The sequence below is a fragment of the Oceanisphaera profunda genome, assembly GCF_002157895.1.
Taxonomy (GTDB): Bacteria; Pseudomonadota; Gammaproteobacteria; order Enterobacterales; family Aeromonadaceae; genus Oceanimonas; species Oceanimonas profunda.
Genome location: NZ_CP021377.1, coordinates 539006 through 554513, shown reverse-complemented (window position 1 = coordinate 554513; position 15508 = coordinate 539006). Strand labels below are relative to the sequence as shown.

Sequence of the window (15508 nt, the reverse complement as noted above, 5' to 3'; positions counted from 1 at the left end):
ATGTCAGCTCAAATAATCGATGGAAAAGCGATTGCACAGGCAGTACGTAGTCAGGTAGCAGAACGTGTGGCAGAACGCACGCGCGCCGGAAAACGTCCCCCAGGCCTAGCGGTCATATTGGTCGGCGCCAATCCGGCCTCACAGGTTTACGTGGGCAGTAAACGCCGCGCGTGTGAAGAAGTGGGATTTATTTCTAAGTCTTATGATTTACCCAAAGACACCACAGAACAGCATTTACTGGCTTTGATTGATGAGCTGAATAATGACGCCACTATAGACGGCATTTTGGTGCAATTGCCACTGCCTAATCACATCGATAGCACGCCCGTTATTGAGCGTATTCATCCTCATAAAGACGTTGATGGCTTTCACCCTTATAACATCGGTCGTTTGGCGCAACGCATTCCAGCCCTACGTCCCTGTACGCCCAAGGGCATAATGACCCTGATTGAGCGCAGCCACATTAAAACCCATGGCTTAAATGCGGTAGTAGTTGGTGCGTCTAATATAGTGGGTCGCCCCATGACCTTAGAGCTGTTATTAGCCGGTTGCACCACCACTACCTGCCATCGTTTTACCGAAGATTTAAAAACCAAGGTCGGCGAAGCGGATTTATTAGTTGTTGCCGTGGGTAAGCCTGGATTTATTCCTGGTAGCTGGATTAAGCCTGGTGCCGTGGTGATTGATGTGGGCATTAACCGCTTAGACGACGGTCGCTTAGTGGGTGATGTGGAATATGAGGTCGCCGCCGAGCGGGCTGCATACATTACCCCAGTCCCAGGTGGTGTGGGCCCGATGACGGTGGCCTCACTAATGGAAAACACCTTAATTGCCTGTGAGCGCTATCACGATCAATAATGTTTAAGCGTAACTACAAAGACGCCTTGTCATTCAGGCTCTATCCTCTATAAATACTTATATTTTATAAGGACAAGCCATGCAGTGGCCCAGCAAAGATGTGCTATACACGGTTATCTTTGGTACCGAAACTCCGGCGGGCCGCCGTTTTGATCTGGCGCTAATAGTGGCTATTCTGCTGTCTATTGGCGTGCTCTTTCTGGACTCCATCAGTGCGGTACGCGCCGAAATAGGTCCCTTACTCTATGGTCTTGAGTGGGCCTTTACCCTGCTTTTTACCCTTGAATACGCAGTGCGCATCTATTGTGCGCAAAATAGGCTGGCCTATATGCGCAGCTTTTACGGCTTAATGGATGTACTCGCCGTTTTACCCAACTATTTAGTCATATTTGTCCCTGGCGCTAACTTCTTATTGATGGTGCGCTTGCTGCGGGTGTTTCGCATTTTTCGGATTTTAAAATTAATCCGTTACATTAATGAAGCCAATGTGCTGTTACGCTCGCTGAATCAAAGCCGGCGTAAAATAATGGTGTTCTTTGGTAGCTTATTTATTTTGGTGACGCTGTTTGGCTCTTTGTTATATGTGGTTGAGGGGCCAGAAAATGGCTTTACTAGCATACCGCTCAGTATTTATTGGGCCATAGTGACCATTACTACCGTCGGCTTTGGGGATATTACGCCACAAACCCCTTTTGGGCAGGGCATTGCCGCCGTGACTATGCTGATGGGCTACGCCATTATTGCCGTGCCTACGGGGATTATTACCGCCGAGCTGGGGCGAGAAATACGCAAAGAGTATGATCATCGTCATTGTCCGCAGTGCGATAAAAGTGGCCATGAACGGGATGCTAAATTTTGTAAATTTTGTGGTGGCGAGATGGAATTCTCTGCTGAGAATAAACCCATTAAAGGGTAAATAGTTTAAAGAACTGTTTTTTAAAGTGTAAGTAGCGAAATAATAATAGTTAAAAGCAATCAATAAAAAGGGAGCCTAGGCTCCCTTTTTATTATGCTAACCACACTAATTAGTTATTGTCGTCAGCTTTTAATTCTTCTAACTTTCGATCAGCGGCATCGGCTGCATCTTCAATGGCATCACCCGCTTTTTCTACTTGCCCGGCTGCGCCATCTTTAAGATTTTTAGCACCTTCTTTCAAACCTTCTGCGGCTTCATCTAACTGTTCACCGGCTTTTTCCAAGGTGCCTTTTTCTTTCAGGCTTAAAGCTTCTTCGCTTTGCTCTTGTAATTGCTCAACAGAGGCGTCTAATTTTTCACCTGCTTTTTCTGCAGGGCCTTTGTTGTCACAGGCAGCCAGACCAAAAGCGGTAACAGAAGTTAATAGCAAAATATTAAGTAGAGACTTTTTCATGTTGTGCTCCTAGCAGATTTTAGTGTGACCTAAGTCACGTTATTGTTTTAACACCTCATTAATAGCGTAAAACGAGATACAACAACAGCGTTTTAAAAAATTTAAATACAATGTTTTTTATAAAAACTTATGCATATCAATCACTAAGTATTAGTTGCGAACAAGGTTGTCGTAATAAAACGCTAAAAGTAACTGCTTAATCGGTCAGACTCTGTCTTAAGTCGCATAAAAACCTAAGGCTAGATAAAAACTCAGATACCTCGGAGCGGTTAATTTTTATGAGCTGCATTACTAGGGTCTGTTGACCTTTCGATATGATTTTTGCAGCAGTTTGTGGAGTCTTTATACAAGGCAGTGCTTATGCCATGTAGTTATTCTCCATAAATAAGTGCTAACGCAGTAGAAAGGCACCACAAGCGCTGCCCTGCGGGTTCGGCTAAACGCGTTTTTCTCTTTGTTGAGCGGGGTTTTGCTTAGAACGACTAAGCTACAACCCGCTCGCCGCGATAAAAACGCGTTTAACTCGAACAAAATTTAACCGCGAAAGGTCAATAGACCCTAACAGAGACTGCGCAGGCAGTCGCTGATGGTGTTGATGTATGTATCTAATAACTGCCGTTACATAAAGCTGACTGCCACTTAGGGCACAGCTTGGCAAGACTTTGCTGAGTATTATGGCTCAACGAGCGCTTCTTCTAATATTTCGTTCAATCGCTCTTCTGCTTCTTCCGAGGCTACTTGGTTAGCATGCTCGAGTGCTGCTTTTTGCTCTTCAATCACAGCAGGCTCTGGCGCTTGCTCATTGGTGGCGCGGATTTCTGGTTGAACGGGGGGGCATCCACAGTAGTAGCGGGCTCGTTTACCAGCGACTCTTCGGTAACTTGGTTTATGTTATCGCCAATATCGGCAGACGGTCCTGAAGGCTCACAGGCGGTGAGGCCGAGTAGGGCCGTGAGTATTAAGCTGGTGGTGAACATGCGCATAGCAGAACTCCTGGTGAGTGAAGTTATTGGTAAGTTTATCAGTGATGGCTATGAGGGTGAGCAACCCAGAGCAATCAAAAAGTAAGGCGCCAATTATGGCGCCCTGAATTATTTTTACAATATTGAGTACGGCGGCAGCGCTTACTTTCGACGCCAGCGGGTGCCGGCTGCGCCATCTTCTAGCACTATGCCCATGTTGGTGAGGCTATCGCGGGCCGCATCTGCCGCTGCCCAGTCTTTGTTGGTGCGGGCATCTAATCGGGCTTGAATCAAACGTTCTATTTCAGCCACCTCATCATCCGCACCGGCAGTGCCGCGCAAGAAGGTCTCGGGGTCTTGGTCCAATAAACCCAGCACCCCGCCGAGCTTTCGTAGCAAGGCGCCAAGGCCTGCAGCTGCCGTGTCGTCTTTGCCTTTTAAGCGGTTGATCTCGCGCGCTAAATCAAACAGCGCCGAGTAGGCCTCGGGTGTATTAAAGTCATCATTCATGGCGGCGTTAAAGCGCGCCACAAATTCCTCGCCGCCACTGGGTGCAACTTCGGGCAGGTCACGCAGCGCCGTATAAAAGCGTTCTAACGCACTGTGGGCTTTGTTCAAATTGTCATCTGAATAGTTCAGCTGGCTGCGATAATGGCCAGACAACAAGAAGTAGCGCACGGTTTCGCCGTCGTAATGCTGCAATACATCGCGAATGGTGAAAAAGTTGCCAAGTGATTTAGACATCTTTTCTTGGTCGACCATGACCATGCCAGAGTGCATCCAGGTATTCACATAAGGTGTGTGATTGGCGCAGCAGCTTTGGGCAATTTCGTTTTCATGATGGGGAAACTGTAAATCCGAGCCGCCGCCGTGAATATCGAAGTGCTTGCCTAAATGCTTACCGTTCATGGCTGAGCACTCGATGTGCCAACCCGGGCGGCCTAAGCCCCACGGCGATTCCCAGCTCGGTTCACCGGGCTTAGATTGCTTCCATAATACGAAGTCGAGCGGGTTGCGCTTAGTGTGCTCTACTTCAACCCGTGCACCGGCTTGCAGTTGCTCGAGATTTTGGCCGGAGAGTTTGCCGTAATCCGCAAAGCTATTGACTGCAAACAACACATCGCCGCTGTCGGCCACATAGGCATGGTCGTCTGCCAACAACTGCTGCACCATGCTAATAATTTCTGGGATATGCTGGGTGGCTTTTGGCTCTATATTTGGGCGCGCCAGTTTTAAGGAGTCAAAGTCTTGATGCATGTCAGCGGTGAGGCGCTCGGTTAACGCGTCACAGCTTTCACCATTTTCGGCGGCACGCTTAATGATTTTATCGTCAATGTCGGTGATGTTGCGTACATAGGTCAGATCATAACCGAGGTAGCGCAAATAACGGGTCACCACATCGAAGGCGACAAAGGTGCGGCCATGGCCAATATGACATAAGTCATAAATGGTGACACCACAGACATACATGCCGACCTTGCCGGGAATTAAAGGGATAAATTCTTCTTTTTGTCGGGTCAGGGTATTGTAGATTTTCAGCATGATTCCACATCTTGGTGAGGGTATTAGGGATAAAAGCACCACTATTGAACCTTTAATGGCTAACAGGTGCAAGTCTTGCGCGTGTTGGGGGTTCGCTATCGGGCCTGTATGCGCTAAAATCGAGCATTGACACTCTTTCATCTGATATTGGAATCTGATTATGGTCACATTGCACACCAACCATGGCGACATCACTTTGAACATGTTTGCCGACAAAGCTCCTGAAACCGTAGCAAACTTCTTACAATATTGCCGCGATGGTCATTATGACGGCGTGCTGTTCCACCGTGTTATTGACGGCTTTATGATCCAAGGCGGCGGTTTTGACGCTGACTTTAAAGAAAAATCCACTCGTGCCTCAGTGAAGAACGAAGCCGACAACGGCTTATCGAACAAGATTGGTACCGTGGCCATGGCGCGTACTTCAGAGCCACATTCGGCTTCTGCGCAGTTTTTTATTAACGTGGGCGACAACGACTTCTTAAACTTCAAATCAGCCACTAACCAAGGCTACGGTTACTGCGTGTTTGCTGAAGTGGTTGAAGGCATGGACGTGGTCAATGCTATTAAAGGTGTGGCTACCGGTAATCGCGGTCATGTGCATCAAGACGTACCAGTAGAAGATGTACTGATCACTGGTGTAACCGTTAGCGAGTAAGCCGTACGCTTTACAGGATTGGTTGAAATTCAATCAATATCCGCAGCGCACCCACAATGGCAGCTTAGGCTGCCATTTTTTAGCCTCATTATCTTAACCCTTAATATTGATGTTTAAGTTACGTCAGTTGCTAAGCGTTAAGTTAATGGGCGTTAGCCATTTTTATTAAGAAGAGCCATTAGTGAAACACACCACGCTTTTTATTGCCGACTTGCACTTGAGCGCCGATCGCCCAGACATGACGGCGGCGTTTTTACGCTTTATGCGTGAGGACGCGAAAGACGCGGATGCCTTGTATGTGCTGGGTGACCTATTTGAGTTCTCCATCGGCGATGATGAAGTCAGTGCGCTTAATGGCGAGGTGGCGGCGGCCTTTTTGGCTTGTAGCCAGCAGGGTACGCCCGTGTATTTTATTCACGGCAATCGTGATTTTATGGTGGGGCGACGCTTTGCCCGCGCCGCCGGCATGAGTTTATTGCCCGAGCACAAAGTCATCGACCTATACGGAGAGCCGACGCTGGTGATGCACGGTGATACCTTGTGTATCGATGATGCGGGCTATCAGCGCTATCGTCGCGTGACTCGCTGGGGGTGGTTGCAATGGCTGTTCTTACGCTTACCGTTGAGCTACCGGCTCGGCATTGCCGATGGTATTCGCAGCAAAAGTACCGCCGCTAAAGAGGGCAAGGTGATGCAGGTGATGGACGTGAACCAAAGCGAAGTGGAGCGGCAAATGCTGCGCTATAAGGTGCAGACCCTGATCCACGGCCACACCCACAGACCCGCTATTCATCACTTGTCGGTTAACAATGAATCGGCACGGCGCATCGTGCTCGGTGACTGGTACACTCAAGGCAGTGTCTTGGTGGTAAGCGCGCAAGGTGTTGAGCTACAAAACCGCGCCTTGCCACAAGCGTAAGGAGCCAAGATGCGGATATTAGTGGTGGAAGATAATCCGGATATTCTGGTGAATATCGTGGATTACCTGACCTTAAAAGGTGCGGTGGTGGATGCGCTCTATAACGGGCAAGCTGCACTGCTGCAGACTCGCCGCCACGAATATGACTTGCTGGTGCTGGACTTGTCCTTACCCGGGTTAGATGGTTTAGCCTTGTGTGCACAATTACGCGCCGAGCAAAATCCGCTGCCCATAGTGATGCTCACCGCCCGTGATACCTTGCAAGATAAGCTCAGCGGTTTTGAAGTAGGGGCCGATGATTATTTGGTGAAGCCCTTTGCTTTGCCCGAGTTATGGTCACGCATTCAAGCGGTGCTGAAACGCTCTCAAAAACAGCAGGCTCGGGTACTCAAGGTTTGCGATGTCACGCTTGACTTGGATTTGCGCCAAGCTTGCCGTGCGCAACAGTTGCTGAATCTCAACCCCAAATGCCTAAAACTGCTTGAGATCTTAATGCGTCACGCACCGAATGTGGTGAGTCGTGAGACCCTAATCGATCAATTATGGTCTGATGACCCACCGGACAGCGATGGCCTTAAGGCGCACATTTATTTACTGCGCAATCAGCTGGATAAACCCTTTAACGAGGCTTTGCTACACACCGTGCACGGGCAGGGCTATCGGCTGGCCGCCAATAAGCAGGCCAATAATGATCAAATAGGGAAATAGACCCATGCGCCTGACCATTAGAACCCGGCTGCAATTGGCGCTTAACTTAGTGATAGTGGTCATTAGCCTGCTGGCGGCGGCGGGCATGATAATGCTGGTGTACTGGTTTGAAAACACCTTGTTTTATAACCATTTACAAAGTGATCTCACGGATCATGTGCACAATCAGCAAACGGTGAGCCAGCCTTTGGTGCTGCCCATGACCGACACCACCTACTACAAGTTGCCCAAAAACGACCAACACCTATTGCCGGACGCCTTTCGTGGCTATCCACCCGGCGGTCATGAAGTCTTGCTCGGCGACAAAGCCTATAACTTATTTGTGCGCCACGAAGCGGGCTGGGTCCATGTGTTAGTCCAAGATCAGAGCGAGTTTGAACGCTATGAACAGTTGATGTTTACCGGCATTGGGCTAAGTGTGCTGTTGATATGGGGCTTAGGTTTTTTATTTTCTCGGCGCTTAAGCCAACAAATACTTAAACCCGTGGCTACCTTGGCCCAAGAGGTGGCACATTTGCCGGAGCAGCCCGGTAGTCAGCTAACCCATCATTATCCCAACGATGAAACTGGTCAGTTAGCGCGCACCTTTGACCGTTATGTGCTGCGCGTGAATGAGTTATTGCTCAGAGAGCAGCAGTTTTCTGCTAATGCCAGTCATGAGTTACGTACTTGTATGATGGTGATCCGCGGCGCCTTGGATATGCTGGCGGTCAGTGAGCCAGCGCCGCCGGTGGCGCGACAACTGCAGCGTATCGACGGCGCACTTGGTCAAATGCAGCAGCAAACAGAGCTGTTTTTACAGCTGTCGCGTACTCCGGACTCACAGGCGGGCAATAACGAACTTAGTCCCTTGGCCGAGCTGGCTAAAGCCCAATTGGCCCATTGGCAGCCGCTGGCGGACAGCCGTGGGCTGAAACTGAGCTTAGCTGTGATTGGACAGGTGCCAGCCTTGCCGGCCAGCATGATGGTGGCGGTGCTGAATAACTTGTTGCGTAATGCCATACAGCACACGGCAACTGGCGGCATTAAAATTGAGGTGACGGCGAATTATTTACGGGTGTCTGATACCGGCAGCGGCATTAGCGCCGAGCTACAAGCTAAAGTGCATGAGCGAGGCGTGAGTGTGGCCAACCCCCAAGGATTTGGTTTGGGATTGGCCATAGTAGAGCGTATTTGTCAGCACCAAGGCTGGCGGCTACAGATATCGACACCGCCCGCCACCGATGCTACGACTCAGTCAACTAACGCTACTCAATCAACTAACGCTACTCAATCAACTCTCGGTACTAAGGCGACTAATGGCACTCAGGTGACTGTTTATTTTGTCGCGGACGAGGTTAACAACACGGACTTATGTGACGACGGCTGCTGACGACAGCTGCTGAAGATATCAAGCTGAGGTCGGTAAATCGCAGTTGATACATCGAGCAGCCCCAGCATGGAGTCGAACAGGTTGTCGTGGGAATATTCATTTTCCTTGGCTCGGGCAGCTAAACAGCCTTCATCCAGTTGTTTATTGGCCGCAAAGCCTTCAGAAAACCAGGTCAACATGGGCACTTGGGTTTGCTCCTTGGGTGCCAGCGCATAGGGCATACCGTGCAGATATAAGCCAGATTCACCTAACGACTCGCCGTGATCCGACACATACAGTAAACCGGTATCTAAGTCGTCACGCTCTTGTAACTGCTTAATCACCTGGCTGATAATGTAATCGGTATAATAGATAGTATTGTCATAGGTATTATTGAGCTGGCGCGCATCACAGTTTTGAATATCGCTGCGCTGACAATCCGGCTGAAAATGCGCAAATTCCTGAGGGTAGCGCTTGTAGTAAGTTGGGCCATGGCTGCCCACCATATGCAGCACTATTAGGTACCGTTCTGCTTGAATAAGGTCTGTCTGATTAGAGGCAGCGGTAATGTTTTTTAGCTGCTCGCTTAAGCCTTCTAGCAGTACTTGGTCTTGGCAATAATCCCCATCACACACCGGATTTGTGGCATTGGGCTCAAACGCTATGGTCTCGGTCCGCGCACAGGCCCCTTTACAGCCGCCGTCATTTTCTAACCACACCGTCTTAATGCCAGCACGCGCCACTATGTCCATTAAATTGTCTTGGTTGGCGGCTTGAGTATCGGAAAAGTCTGTTCGAGATTGGTGTGAAAACATGCAAGGCACGGATACCGCAGTCGCGGTGCCACAAGAAGTTACATCCTGAAAATACGTGACGCTTGGCATGTTAGTGTTAGCGCCACTTTTAGCATCAGAGTGGGCGTTAGTTAAGGCTTGAGTAAAGGCATTAGTGTCACGCTCATAGCCACCGAGTTGAAAGTTGGCGGCGCGTGCGGTTTCTCCCACCATCATCACCATCACCTGTTTACGGCCCGTTTTAGCCTGCGTGAGTAAGGCGGCGTCTTCACCCAAGGTCTGATAGGGCTCAGGCGTAGTAAAGTAGCTGTCGTCCAAATACTTATACAGGCTGTGGGCAAAGTGGGTGGGAATGATCATCTTGTTGAGGTAATGATTATTGCGCCCCACAGAGGCATAGTCTTTGTAGTAAAAAACTGCGATCAGCAGTATCACCAAGACAGAGAGCACCACAGACACCAGCTTCATGCCGAGCTCGCGCCACACAGTACTGCGGCGTATGGATAGTTTCAACAGTAGCACTGCAGGCAGCAGACCGGTGAAAACAAACCACAGCAGGGCGCTGGCGTTGAGGTAGGATTTGGCCTCGCCGGCATTGGTTTCCAACACGTTCACTATCATGTCGCGGTCGACTATGGTGCCGTAATGAAACATCACATAGTTGAGCAATGCCGACAGTATAATAAAAGGCACCAGCACCCATTTCTCTAAGCGAAAGGGCGTGAGCAGGCTAAAGATGATGGTAAAGCAAGCAATGAAAAACACCGGTATGGTCAGCATAAAACCGACCTTGAAGTCACTTAAGCCCTCTAAAATTCCGACTAACTTGGCCAGTAAGGCTAAATTTAGCACCACAAAGAAATAACAAGCGGCTAAAAACACCAAGCGCGTTGGCGTCAGTGAAAACTTTTGGTTATTCACTAAGGTCGCCGCCCCCGGAGTTTGTGCCGAGCCGTGGTTAACCGTAGCGCTAACCGCCGAATTAACCGCAGGGCGAGGAGGGTGAGCAGATAAGGCCATAACAGGCTCCATTCAGAGATAAGGTGAACACTATCTCCATGCTATGCCCTGAGAAGTGAAAAAAAGGTCAAATGGCTAACACAGCTTTCGACCTTTTTTTCACTTTCATAACCCTAAGGTGTCATGCGAACACAGCACTTTAGCTGGTCTAAATTATGTTTAGTTATAGGCAAGGTAGAACAGGGTCGGCTGGCAGCTCGCCGCCGTTTTGACATATAATTCGCGGTTATTAGATTGCATACAGATAACACCATTCAACGCACGGCGATAACATTAGGAAATAACAGTGAAACCAGGAAAAACAGGGTTGGCGCGCATCATCGCCGCCAGTGGTTATTCGATGCAGGGCCTAAAAGCGGCGTATCGGCATGAGGCGGCGTTTCGCCAAGAATGCTGGCTGGTTATCATCTTGCTACCCGTGGCCTTATTGTGGCCGGTGAGCCTAATAGCCAAAATACTGTTGATCAGCAGCTTAATGCTAGTGCTGATTGTTGAGTTATTTAATTCTGCGCTCGAAGCCGTGGTGGATCGTATTGGTCCTGAATATCATGAACTGTCGGGTCGTGCCAAAGACATCGGCTCGGCCGCCGTGCTGCTCGCCTTATTGTTAGTGCTCATTACTTGGGGGCTAGTTGGCTGGGATTATTTTTCCACACGTTAGTCATTAAATACTTAAAGCAGAAATAATAACAATATTCATTTAAGCCCAGCCTAGCTGGGTTTTTTATTCTTGATTATCATTGATGTAAATCATTGTTTTGGTTAATAACAATTATTACGTGTGTGTTTTATCTGCGATAAGATTATGGTGTACCATGTTTTTTCGTCACATCGTCATCTTTTATAGTAGCTAATTGCTAGTTAAAAAATTGCTCACGGAATGTCTCTCTAAGAATAGGGAATAGAGATAGCACCATCACAAGGGAAATATTAATGAACAGTAATAATCGTACGAGTGGCCGTAACATAGAGCTAGCTGACGGTGTGAATATACTATCGACGACCTCTCCCAGTAGCCATATTACGTATATGAATGAAGTATTTGTGGAATTAAGTGGCTACCAGAAACATGAGTTACTGCAACAGCCCCACAATATAATTCGTCATCCCGATATGCCAAGCGCGATATACAAACATATGTGGACCAGCTTGAAAGCTGGGCATTCTTGGATGGGAGTGGTTAAAAACCGCTGCAAAAATGGCGATCATTATTGGGTTAACGCCTACGTGACGCCCATTTCGCAGGATGGGCGGATAGTGGAATATCAGTCGGTGCGCACCAAAGCTGCACCAGAGCAAATACAGGCAGCCGAGCAGGTTTATGCTCATTTAAATAAAGGCAAGACGTTGGCAAGCGGGCGAGTCGGTTTGGGCTCACGTTTGCTGCTGGCTAATAGTGGCTTACTAGGCGTGATGATGCTGGCGCAGATGCTCTGGTTAGGGTTACCTTGGACGCAAAGTCTGATGGTAATTGTGGTGGGCTGCTTATTGTCTGTGCTGCTAAATACCCTGTTACTTAGTCCATTGCGTCGCTTAGCCCGCAAAGCGAAACGCTATAGCGATAATCCGGGCAGTCAGCAAGTATATACGGGCCGGCAAGACGAGCTGGGGCAAATAGAGTTTGCGCTGCACATGGCGCAAGCAGAAGCGGGCGCGGTATTGGGGCGCTTGTCGGATGTGGCCGAGCGCCTCGGCGGGCACACCCACGACCTGAGTGACGAACTTGCCAGCAGCGACAGCCTCACTCAGCGCCAACAAGCCGAGACGGAACAAATAGCCACTGCAATTAATGAAATGGCGGTGAGTATTCAAGAGGTGGCCTCCAGTGCTCAGCATGCGGCTGTCGCTGCCGAGCAAGTAGATACCGACACCGAAACCGGACGCCAATTGGTAGAGAAAACCAGCGCTTCTATTTATACCTTGGAGCAGGGTATTGAGCAGGCGGCTGAAGTTATCCATCAATTAGATAATCACGGTAAAGAGATTTCAGTGGTGCTGGAGGTGATAGGAGATATTGCCGATCAAACCAATTTACTGGCACTTAATGCGGCCATAGAGGCGGCGCGAGCCGGCGAACAAGGACGCGGCTTTGCGGTAGTGGCCGACGAAGTTCGTAATTTGGCGGGACGTACTCAGGAGTCTACAGCCAATATCCAAAAAATCATTTCAGTGTTACAGCGTAGTACGCAAGAGGCGGTAGCGGCGATGGCATCAAGCCGTGCTCAAGCTAACAATAGCGTGACTCATGCGGAACAAGCGGCGAGTGCACTGGAAAATATTGGCCAGCGGGTGAAAGATATCAGTGAGATGAACATTCAAATAGCGACCGCCGTCGAGCAGCAGCGGGAAGTGAGTGAAGAGATCAATCGTAGCATCAACAATATTCAACACTCGGCACAGCATCACGTGCAAAGCGGCCAAGATAATCGAGACCGTTGTCAGTCCGTGGTGCAGCTTACCAGTGGCTTAAGTGATTTGTTTCGCCAATTTTGGGATAAACGCACTCGCGCTTAATACCAATCTAAGTAAAGAAGTGGCCTGTTTAGCGAGCCATAAAGATAGGCAATGAAATTGTAGTCCCACGCTTTAGGTATTGATACTCACCATTCCAGCCTACTGTGAATATTCGCTGGATATTCAATTAAGCTGAAATGATTCGTCATGGCGACAAGCCGCCCCTGCGAAGCAGGATAGTTTAAATATTCCCGCTGATACGGAAGTGCCAGCTAAAGCGGCACACTACAAAAGACGGCGCTGGTAGGCTTTAGATCATGTATTGTCTATTCACCGCACAGAGTGATAATACTGAACAGTTTGTTTTACAGAGTGCTAATAAGCTCAGTATGTAGTTTTAAAACTAAAAAAAGCGCCGAGCTAGACAAAGTAGCTCGGCGCTTTTTCAGTTTAGTTTGCTAATGCGCTATTCATCGCAGTTAGCACTGTTCGTTACAGCAGTTCGTTAAAACAGCCAGACGCGGTAGCCTTCGTCTTCTAACCCTAGAATATCAATTTGACCATAGCTGCATTCTGGTCCTTTGAGCATGGGCACCACTTGGCCGGTGCTTTGTTCATGACCAAAGGCAATCACGCAGCTTTCACAGGCCCCCTGTATTACGCCTACGTCTTGCAGCTTGCTAAATAACGGGTGCAGCTGATGATCGGGATTGGTCAGCAACCCCGGCCATGCGGCACCTTCTGCTGCAAAATATAGCTCACTGGTATTACCGCGCTCATAAGCTTGTAGCGCATGGGTGAGCGCATGAAACACGCGGCCTTGCTCTTGTTCACCCGCATAAACCATAAAGGCGTGCTTGTTGTTCATCAGTGACTCCTAGGCCTATATGGCGCCTGTTATTCAGGTGTGCTATCGGTGGGCTTTTTACGTTTCAGTGGCGCCATACCATCAGATGAGCCCAAGCCAGTACCAGGTTCTAAGCGGTCGCTACGATCTTTAAAGGCTTTTTCTGGCTTTTTCTTTTTCGGCGGCTGGTAGGCATTAGGTCCGCCTTTGCCTTGGTAACCATTGCCACGCGTGGCAGCTTTACCTTTAGATTTATCTACTACTGGACGCAAACCTTTGAATTTGCCCCCTAACCCTTCAAAGGTCATAAAGCTAATATCTTGCTGCAAGAAACGCTCGACACGCTTAAAAGCGTCCCAATCGTTGGGGCCCACCAAAGACATGGCCACACCTTTGGCGCCGGCTCGACCCGTACGGCCAATGCGGTGTACATATTCTTCGGCCTGCTTTGGCATATCGAAGTTCACCACCAAAGACACCTGCAACAGATCCAAGCCGCGTGAAGCCACGTCTGTGGTGATCAGCACCTTAAATTGGCCACGGCTAAAGCTGTCCATAATGCGGTTACGCTCAGCCTGACTCATGTCGCCACTGAGGGCCGCAGTGGACAAGCCTTGCTCTTTGAGCAAGGTTGCCAAACGCTCGGTATCGGGGCGAGTGGCGGTAAAAATAATGGCTTGCTGATAAGGTTGCGAGCTTAAAATATGTTGAAACAGCGCTTGCTTGTGGTCGAGGTGATCACACAGATAAAAGCGTTTTTCGATGTCCACGTGCTCGGCGTTGGCTGCGCCTACCGCGATGCGTTTGGGCGCTTTTAGCAGCTTATCCGCCATCTCATTCACTTGTGCGTGATCCAGCGTGGCCGAGAACATCAAGGTCTGACGGCGGCGATGATCGGCGGCATCATTAATTTGATTCAGCTCTTTAGCAAAACCTAAGTCCAACATGCGATCCGCTTCATCCATGATCAATAGCTCAAGGCCATTAAGCATCAAGGAACGAGCATCCAAATGGTTGGCTAAGCGCCCAGGCGTGGCTACGATCAACTGCGGTTGTCTGCGTAGCAATTTAATTTGGTCGTTAAAGTTTTCACCACCCAATAACAGAGCGATGTTATATGAAGTGCCACTGGTCAGTGAGCGCAGCTGTTCATACACTTGCTTGGCCAACTCACGGGTGGGCGCCAAAATCAGTGCTCTGGGGTCGCGTTTACCGAGCGCTTTGGTCTTCATTAAGCGGTGCAAAGACGGCAATAAGAAGGCGAGCGTTTTGCCAGAACCGGTTTTAGAAGAGGCGATCAGATCAAAGCCGCTAAGAATAACGGGAATGGCCTGGTCTTGGATCTCGGTAGGCGTGTGTAGCCCTTGATGCTCCAATGCGGTTAAAAGACGGGTATCCAGACCAAGATCTTTAAACGGTTCTGTGTGTTGCGCCAAGTTGCTGCTCCAAGGTGAAAGATTAAAAGTTAACGATAAAAAGCATCATAAAATGGCTGCTATTGTATAAGAATTTTGCGCACAAGTATTGCTTAGCGCGGTGGCAGTAAGAAAGTGGGGGATTTTCATTAAAATAGCAGGCGGCTGTTTGGTAGCTTGATGAAGGGACGAAGCCGCTCAGCCTGTGCAGCGGATGCTTAAGCTTACCTTAACTGGCTGTCTTTACTGGCGCGGCGGTTAATGTTGCTAACATCTTGACCCTGTTTCTCTTGGTCTGCTTGGCAGTTGATGCATAAGCGCACGCCGGGCACAGCTTGGCGGCGTGCTTCAGGGATAGACGCATCACACTCTTCGCAGTGGCTGAGGCTGTCACCTACTTTAAGCTGACTGCGGGCCTCTTTTACCGCGTCTGCCACACTGGCATCAATTTGTTCTTGCACGGCGCCATCTTTCGCCCAACCCACTGCCATGGTCTGCTCCTTAAATCATTAAGCTGTTCTTATTATAGGTGACCGTTTTAGATGAACATTTAGCCACGAGAATTCCCCCTTGTTTGTGGCGCATCATCAACTGCAGACCCACTCGTTAT

15 protein-coding genes are annotated in these 15508 nt (G+C 49.1%); 8 read left to right on the top strand and 7 right to left on the bottom strand.

The window, feature by feature from the left end:
- Together folD and CBP31_RS02405 are read left to right on the top strand one after the other, a co-directional pair.
- Positions 1-858: a bifunctional methylenetetrahydrofolate dehydrogenase/methenyltetrahydrofolate cyclohydrolase FolD gene (folD, locus tag CBP31_RS02410; protein WP_087034711.1), complete on the top strand. Its 858-nt coding sequence runs from the start codon at positions 1-3 to the stop codon at positions 856-858.
- 79 nt (positions 859-937) lie between these two features.
- Entirely contained in the window at positions 938-1774 is an 837-nt protein-coding gene (locus CBP31_RS02405) for an ion transporter (protein WP_087034710.1), read from the top strand.
- Between the two features lie 109 nt (positions 1775-1883).
- On the opposite strand, the gene CBP31_RS02400 is transcribed toward CBP31_RS02405, so the two are convergent.
- The 3 genes from CBP31_RS02400 to cysS form a co-directional block, all read right to left on the bottom strand.
- Positions 1884-2228: a hypothetical protein gene (locus CBP31_RS02400; RefSeq protein ID WP_087034709.1), complete on the bottom strand. Its 345-nt coding sequence runs from the start codon at positions 2226-2228 to the stop codon at positions 1884-1886.
- Positions 2229-3004: 776 nt separating this feature from the next.
- Positions 3005-3211, bottom strand: a complete 207-nt coding sequence (locus CBP31_RS02395) for a hypothetical protein (protein WP_087034708.1) — start codon at positions 3209-3211, stop codon at positions 3005-3007.
- A 141-nt stretch (positions 3212-3352) separates the two neighbouring features.
- Entirely contained in the window at positions 3353-4732 is a 1380-nt protein-coding gene (gene cysS, locus CBP31_RS02390) for a cysteine--tRNA ligase (protein WP_087034707.1), read from the bottom strand.
- A gap of 160 nt (positions 4733-4892) precedes the next feature.
- Here cysS and CBP31_RS02385 point away from each other — a divergent pair, with 160 nt between their 5' ends.
- From CBP31_RS02385 to CBP31_RS02370, 4 genes are all read left to right on the top strand, one after another.
- On the top strand, positions 4893-5390 hold the full coding sequence (locus CBP31_RS02385) for a peptidylprolyl isomerase (RefSeq protein WP_087034706.1): 498 nt from the start codon (positions 4893-4895) through the stop codon (positions 5388-5390).
- A 181-nt stretch (positions 5391-5571) separates the two neighbouring features.
- Positions 5572-6309 carry a UDP-2,3-diacylglucosamine diphosphatase gene (lpxH, locus tag CBP31_RS02380; RefSeq protein WP_087034705.1) on the top strand — a complete coding sequence of 246 codons (738 nt, stop codon included), beginning with the start codon at positions 5572-5574 and terminating at the stop codon, positions 6307-6309.
- A 9-nt stretch (positions 6310-6318) separates the two neighbouring features.
- Complete coding sequence (locus tag CBP31_RS02375) at positions 6319-7017, top strand: response regulator transcription factor (RefSeq protein ID WP_087034704.1); 699 nt, start codon at positions 6319-6321, stop codon at positions 7015-7017.
- Between the two features lie 4 nt (positions 7018-7021).
- Positions 7022-8389 (top strand): sensor histidine kinase, encoded by a 1368-nt coding sequence (locus CBP31_RS02370; RefSeq protein WP_087034703.1) that lies wholly within the window; start codon positions 7022-7024, stop codon positions 8387-8389.
- Here the strand turns inward: CBP31_RS02370 and CBP31_RS02365 are convergent.
- Positions 8335-10182, bottom strand: a complete 1848-nt coding sequence (locus CBP31_RS02365) for a phosphoethanolamine transferase (protein WP_087034702.1) — start codon at positions 10180-10182, stop codon at positions 8335-8337. The two genes, CBP31_RS02370 and CBP31_RS02365, sit on opposite strands and share 55 nt — an antisense overlap.
- A 340-nt stretch (positions 10183-10522) precedes the next feature.
- Here CBP31_RS02365 and CBP31_RS02360 point away from each other — a divergent pair, with 340 nt between their 5' ends.
- Both CBP31_RS02360 and CBP31_RS02355 read left to right on the top strand, forming a co-directional pair.
- Positions 10523-10843: a diacylglycerol kinase gene (locus CBP31_RS02360; protein WP_169713009.1), complete on the top strand. Its 321-nt coding sequence runs from the start codon at positions 10523-10525 to the stop codon at positions 10841-10843.
- Between the two features lie 272 nt (positions 10844-11115).
- On the top strand, positions 11116-12696 hold the full coding sequence (locus tag CBP31_RS02355) for a methyl-accepting chemotaxis protein (RefSeq protein WP_087034700.1): 1581 nt from the start codon (positions 11116-11118) through the stop codon (positions 12694-12696).
- 445 nt (positions 12697-13141) lie between these two features.
- Here CBP31_RS02355 and CBP31_RS02350 read toward each other — a convergent pair whose 3' ends face one another.
- From CBP31_RS02350 to CBP31_RS02340, 3 genes are all read right to left on the bottom strand, one after another.
- Complete coding sequence (locus CBP31_RS02350; RefSeq protein WP_087034699.1) at positions 13142-13504, bottom strand: hypothetical protein; 363 nt, start codon at positions 13502-13504, stop codon at positions 13142-13144.
- Between the two features lie 29 nt (positions 13505-13533).
- Entirely contained in the window at positions 13534-14919 is a 1386-nt protein-coding gene (locus CBP31_RS02345; protein WP_087034698.1) for a DEAD/DEAH box helicase, read from the bottom strand.
- Positions 14920-15122: 203 nt separating this feature from the next.
- On the bottom strand, positions 15123-15389 hold the full coding sequence (locus CBP31_RS02340; RefSeq protein ID WP_087034697.1) for a DksA/TraR family C4-type zinc finger protein: 267 nt from the start codon (positions 15387-15389) through the stop codon (positions 15123-15125).
- Positions 15390-15508 lie beyond the last annotated feature (119 nt).

Coding starts and splice junctions, on each gene's coding strand:
- CBP31_RS02370 (WP_087034703.1), top strand. CDS start 7,022: ATGCGCCTGACCATTAGAACCCGGCTGCAATTGGCGCTTAACTTAGTG.
- CBP31_RS02360 (WP_169713009.1), top strand. CDS start 10,523: ATGCAGGGCCTAAAAGCGGCGTATCGGCATGAGGCGGCGTTTCGCCAA.
- CBP31_RS02350 (WP_087034699.1), bottom strand. CDS start 13,504: ATGAACAACAAGCACGCCTTTATGGTTTATGCGGGTGAACAAGAGCAA.
- CBP31_RS02340 (WP_087034697.1), bottom strand. CDS start 15,389: ATGGCAGTGGGTTGGGCGAAAGATGGCGCCGTGCAAGAACAAATTGAT.
- CBP31_RS02375 (WP_087034704.1), top strand. CDS start 6,319: ATGCGGATATTAGTGGTGGAAGATAATCCGGATATTCTGGTGAATATC.
- cysS (WP_087034707.1), bottom strand. CDS start 4,732: ATGCTGAAAATCTACAATACCCTGACCCGACAAAAAGAAGAATTTATC.
- CBP31_RS02365 (WP_087034702.1), bottom strand. CDS start 10,182: ATGGCCTTATCTGCTCACCCTCCTCGCCCTGCGGTTAATTCGGCGGTT.
- CBP31_RS02355 (WP_087034700.1), top strand. CDS start 11,116: ATGAACAGTAATAATCGTACGAGTGGCCGTAACATAGAGCTAGCTGAC.
- CBP31_RS02405 (WP_087034710.1), top strand. CDS start 938: ATGCAGTGGCCCAGCAAAGATGTGCTATACACGGTTATCTTTGGTACC.
- folD (WP_087034711.1), top strand. CDS start 1: ATGTCAGCTCAAATAATCGATGGAAAAGCGATTGCACAGGCAGTACGT.
- CBP31_RS02395 (WP_087034708.1), bottom strand. CDS start 3,211: ATGCGCATGTTCACCACCAGCTTAATACTCACGGCCCTACTCGGCCTC.
- CBP31_RS02385 (WP_087034706.1), top strand. CDS start 4,893: ATGGTCACATTGCACACCAACCATGGCGACATCACTTTGAACATGTTT.
- CBP31_RS02400 (WP_087034709.1), bottom strand. CDS start 2,228: ATGAAAAAGTCTCTACTTAATATTTTGCTATTAACTTCTGTTACCGCT.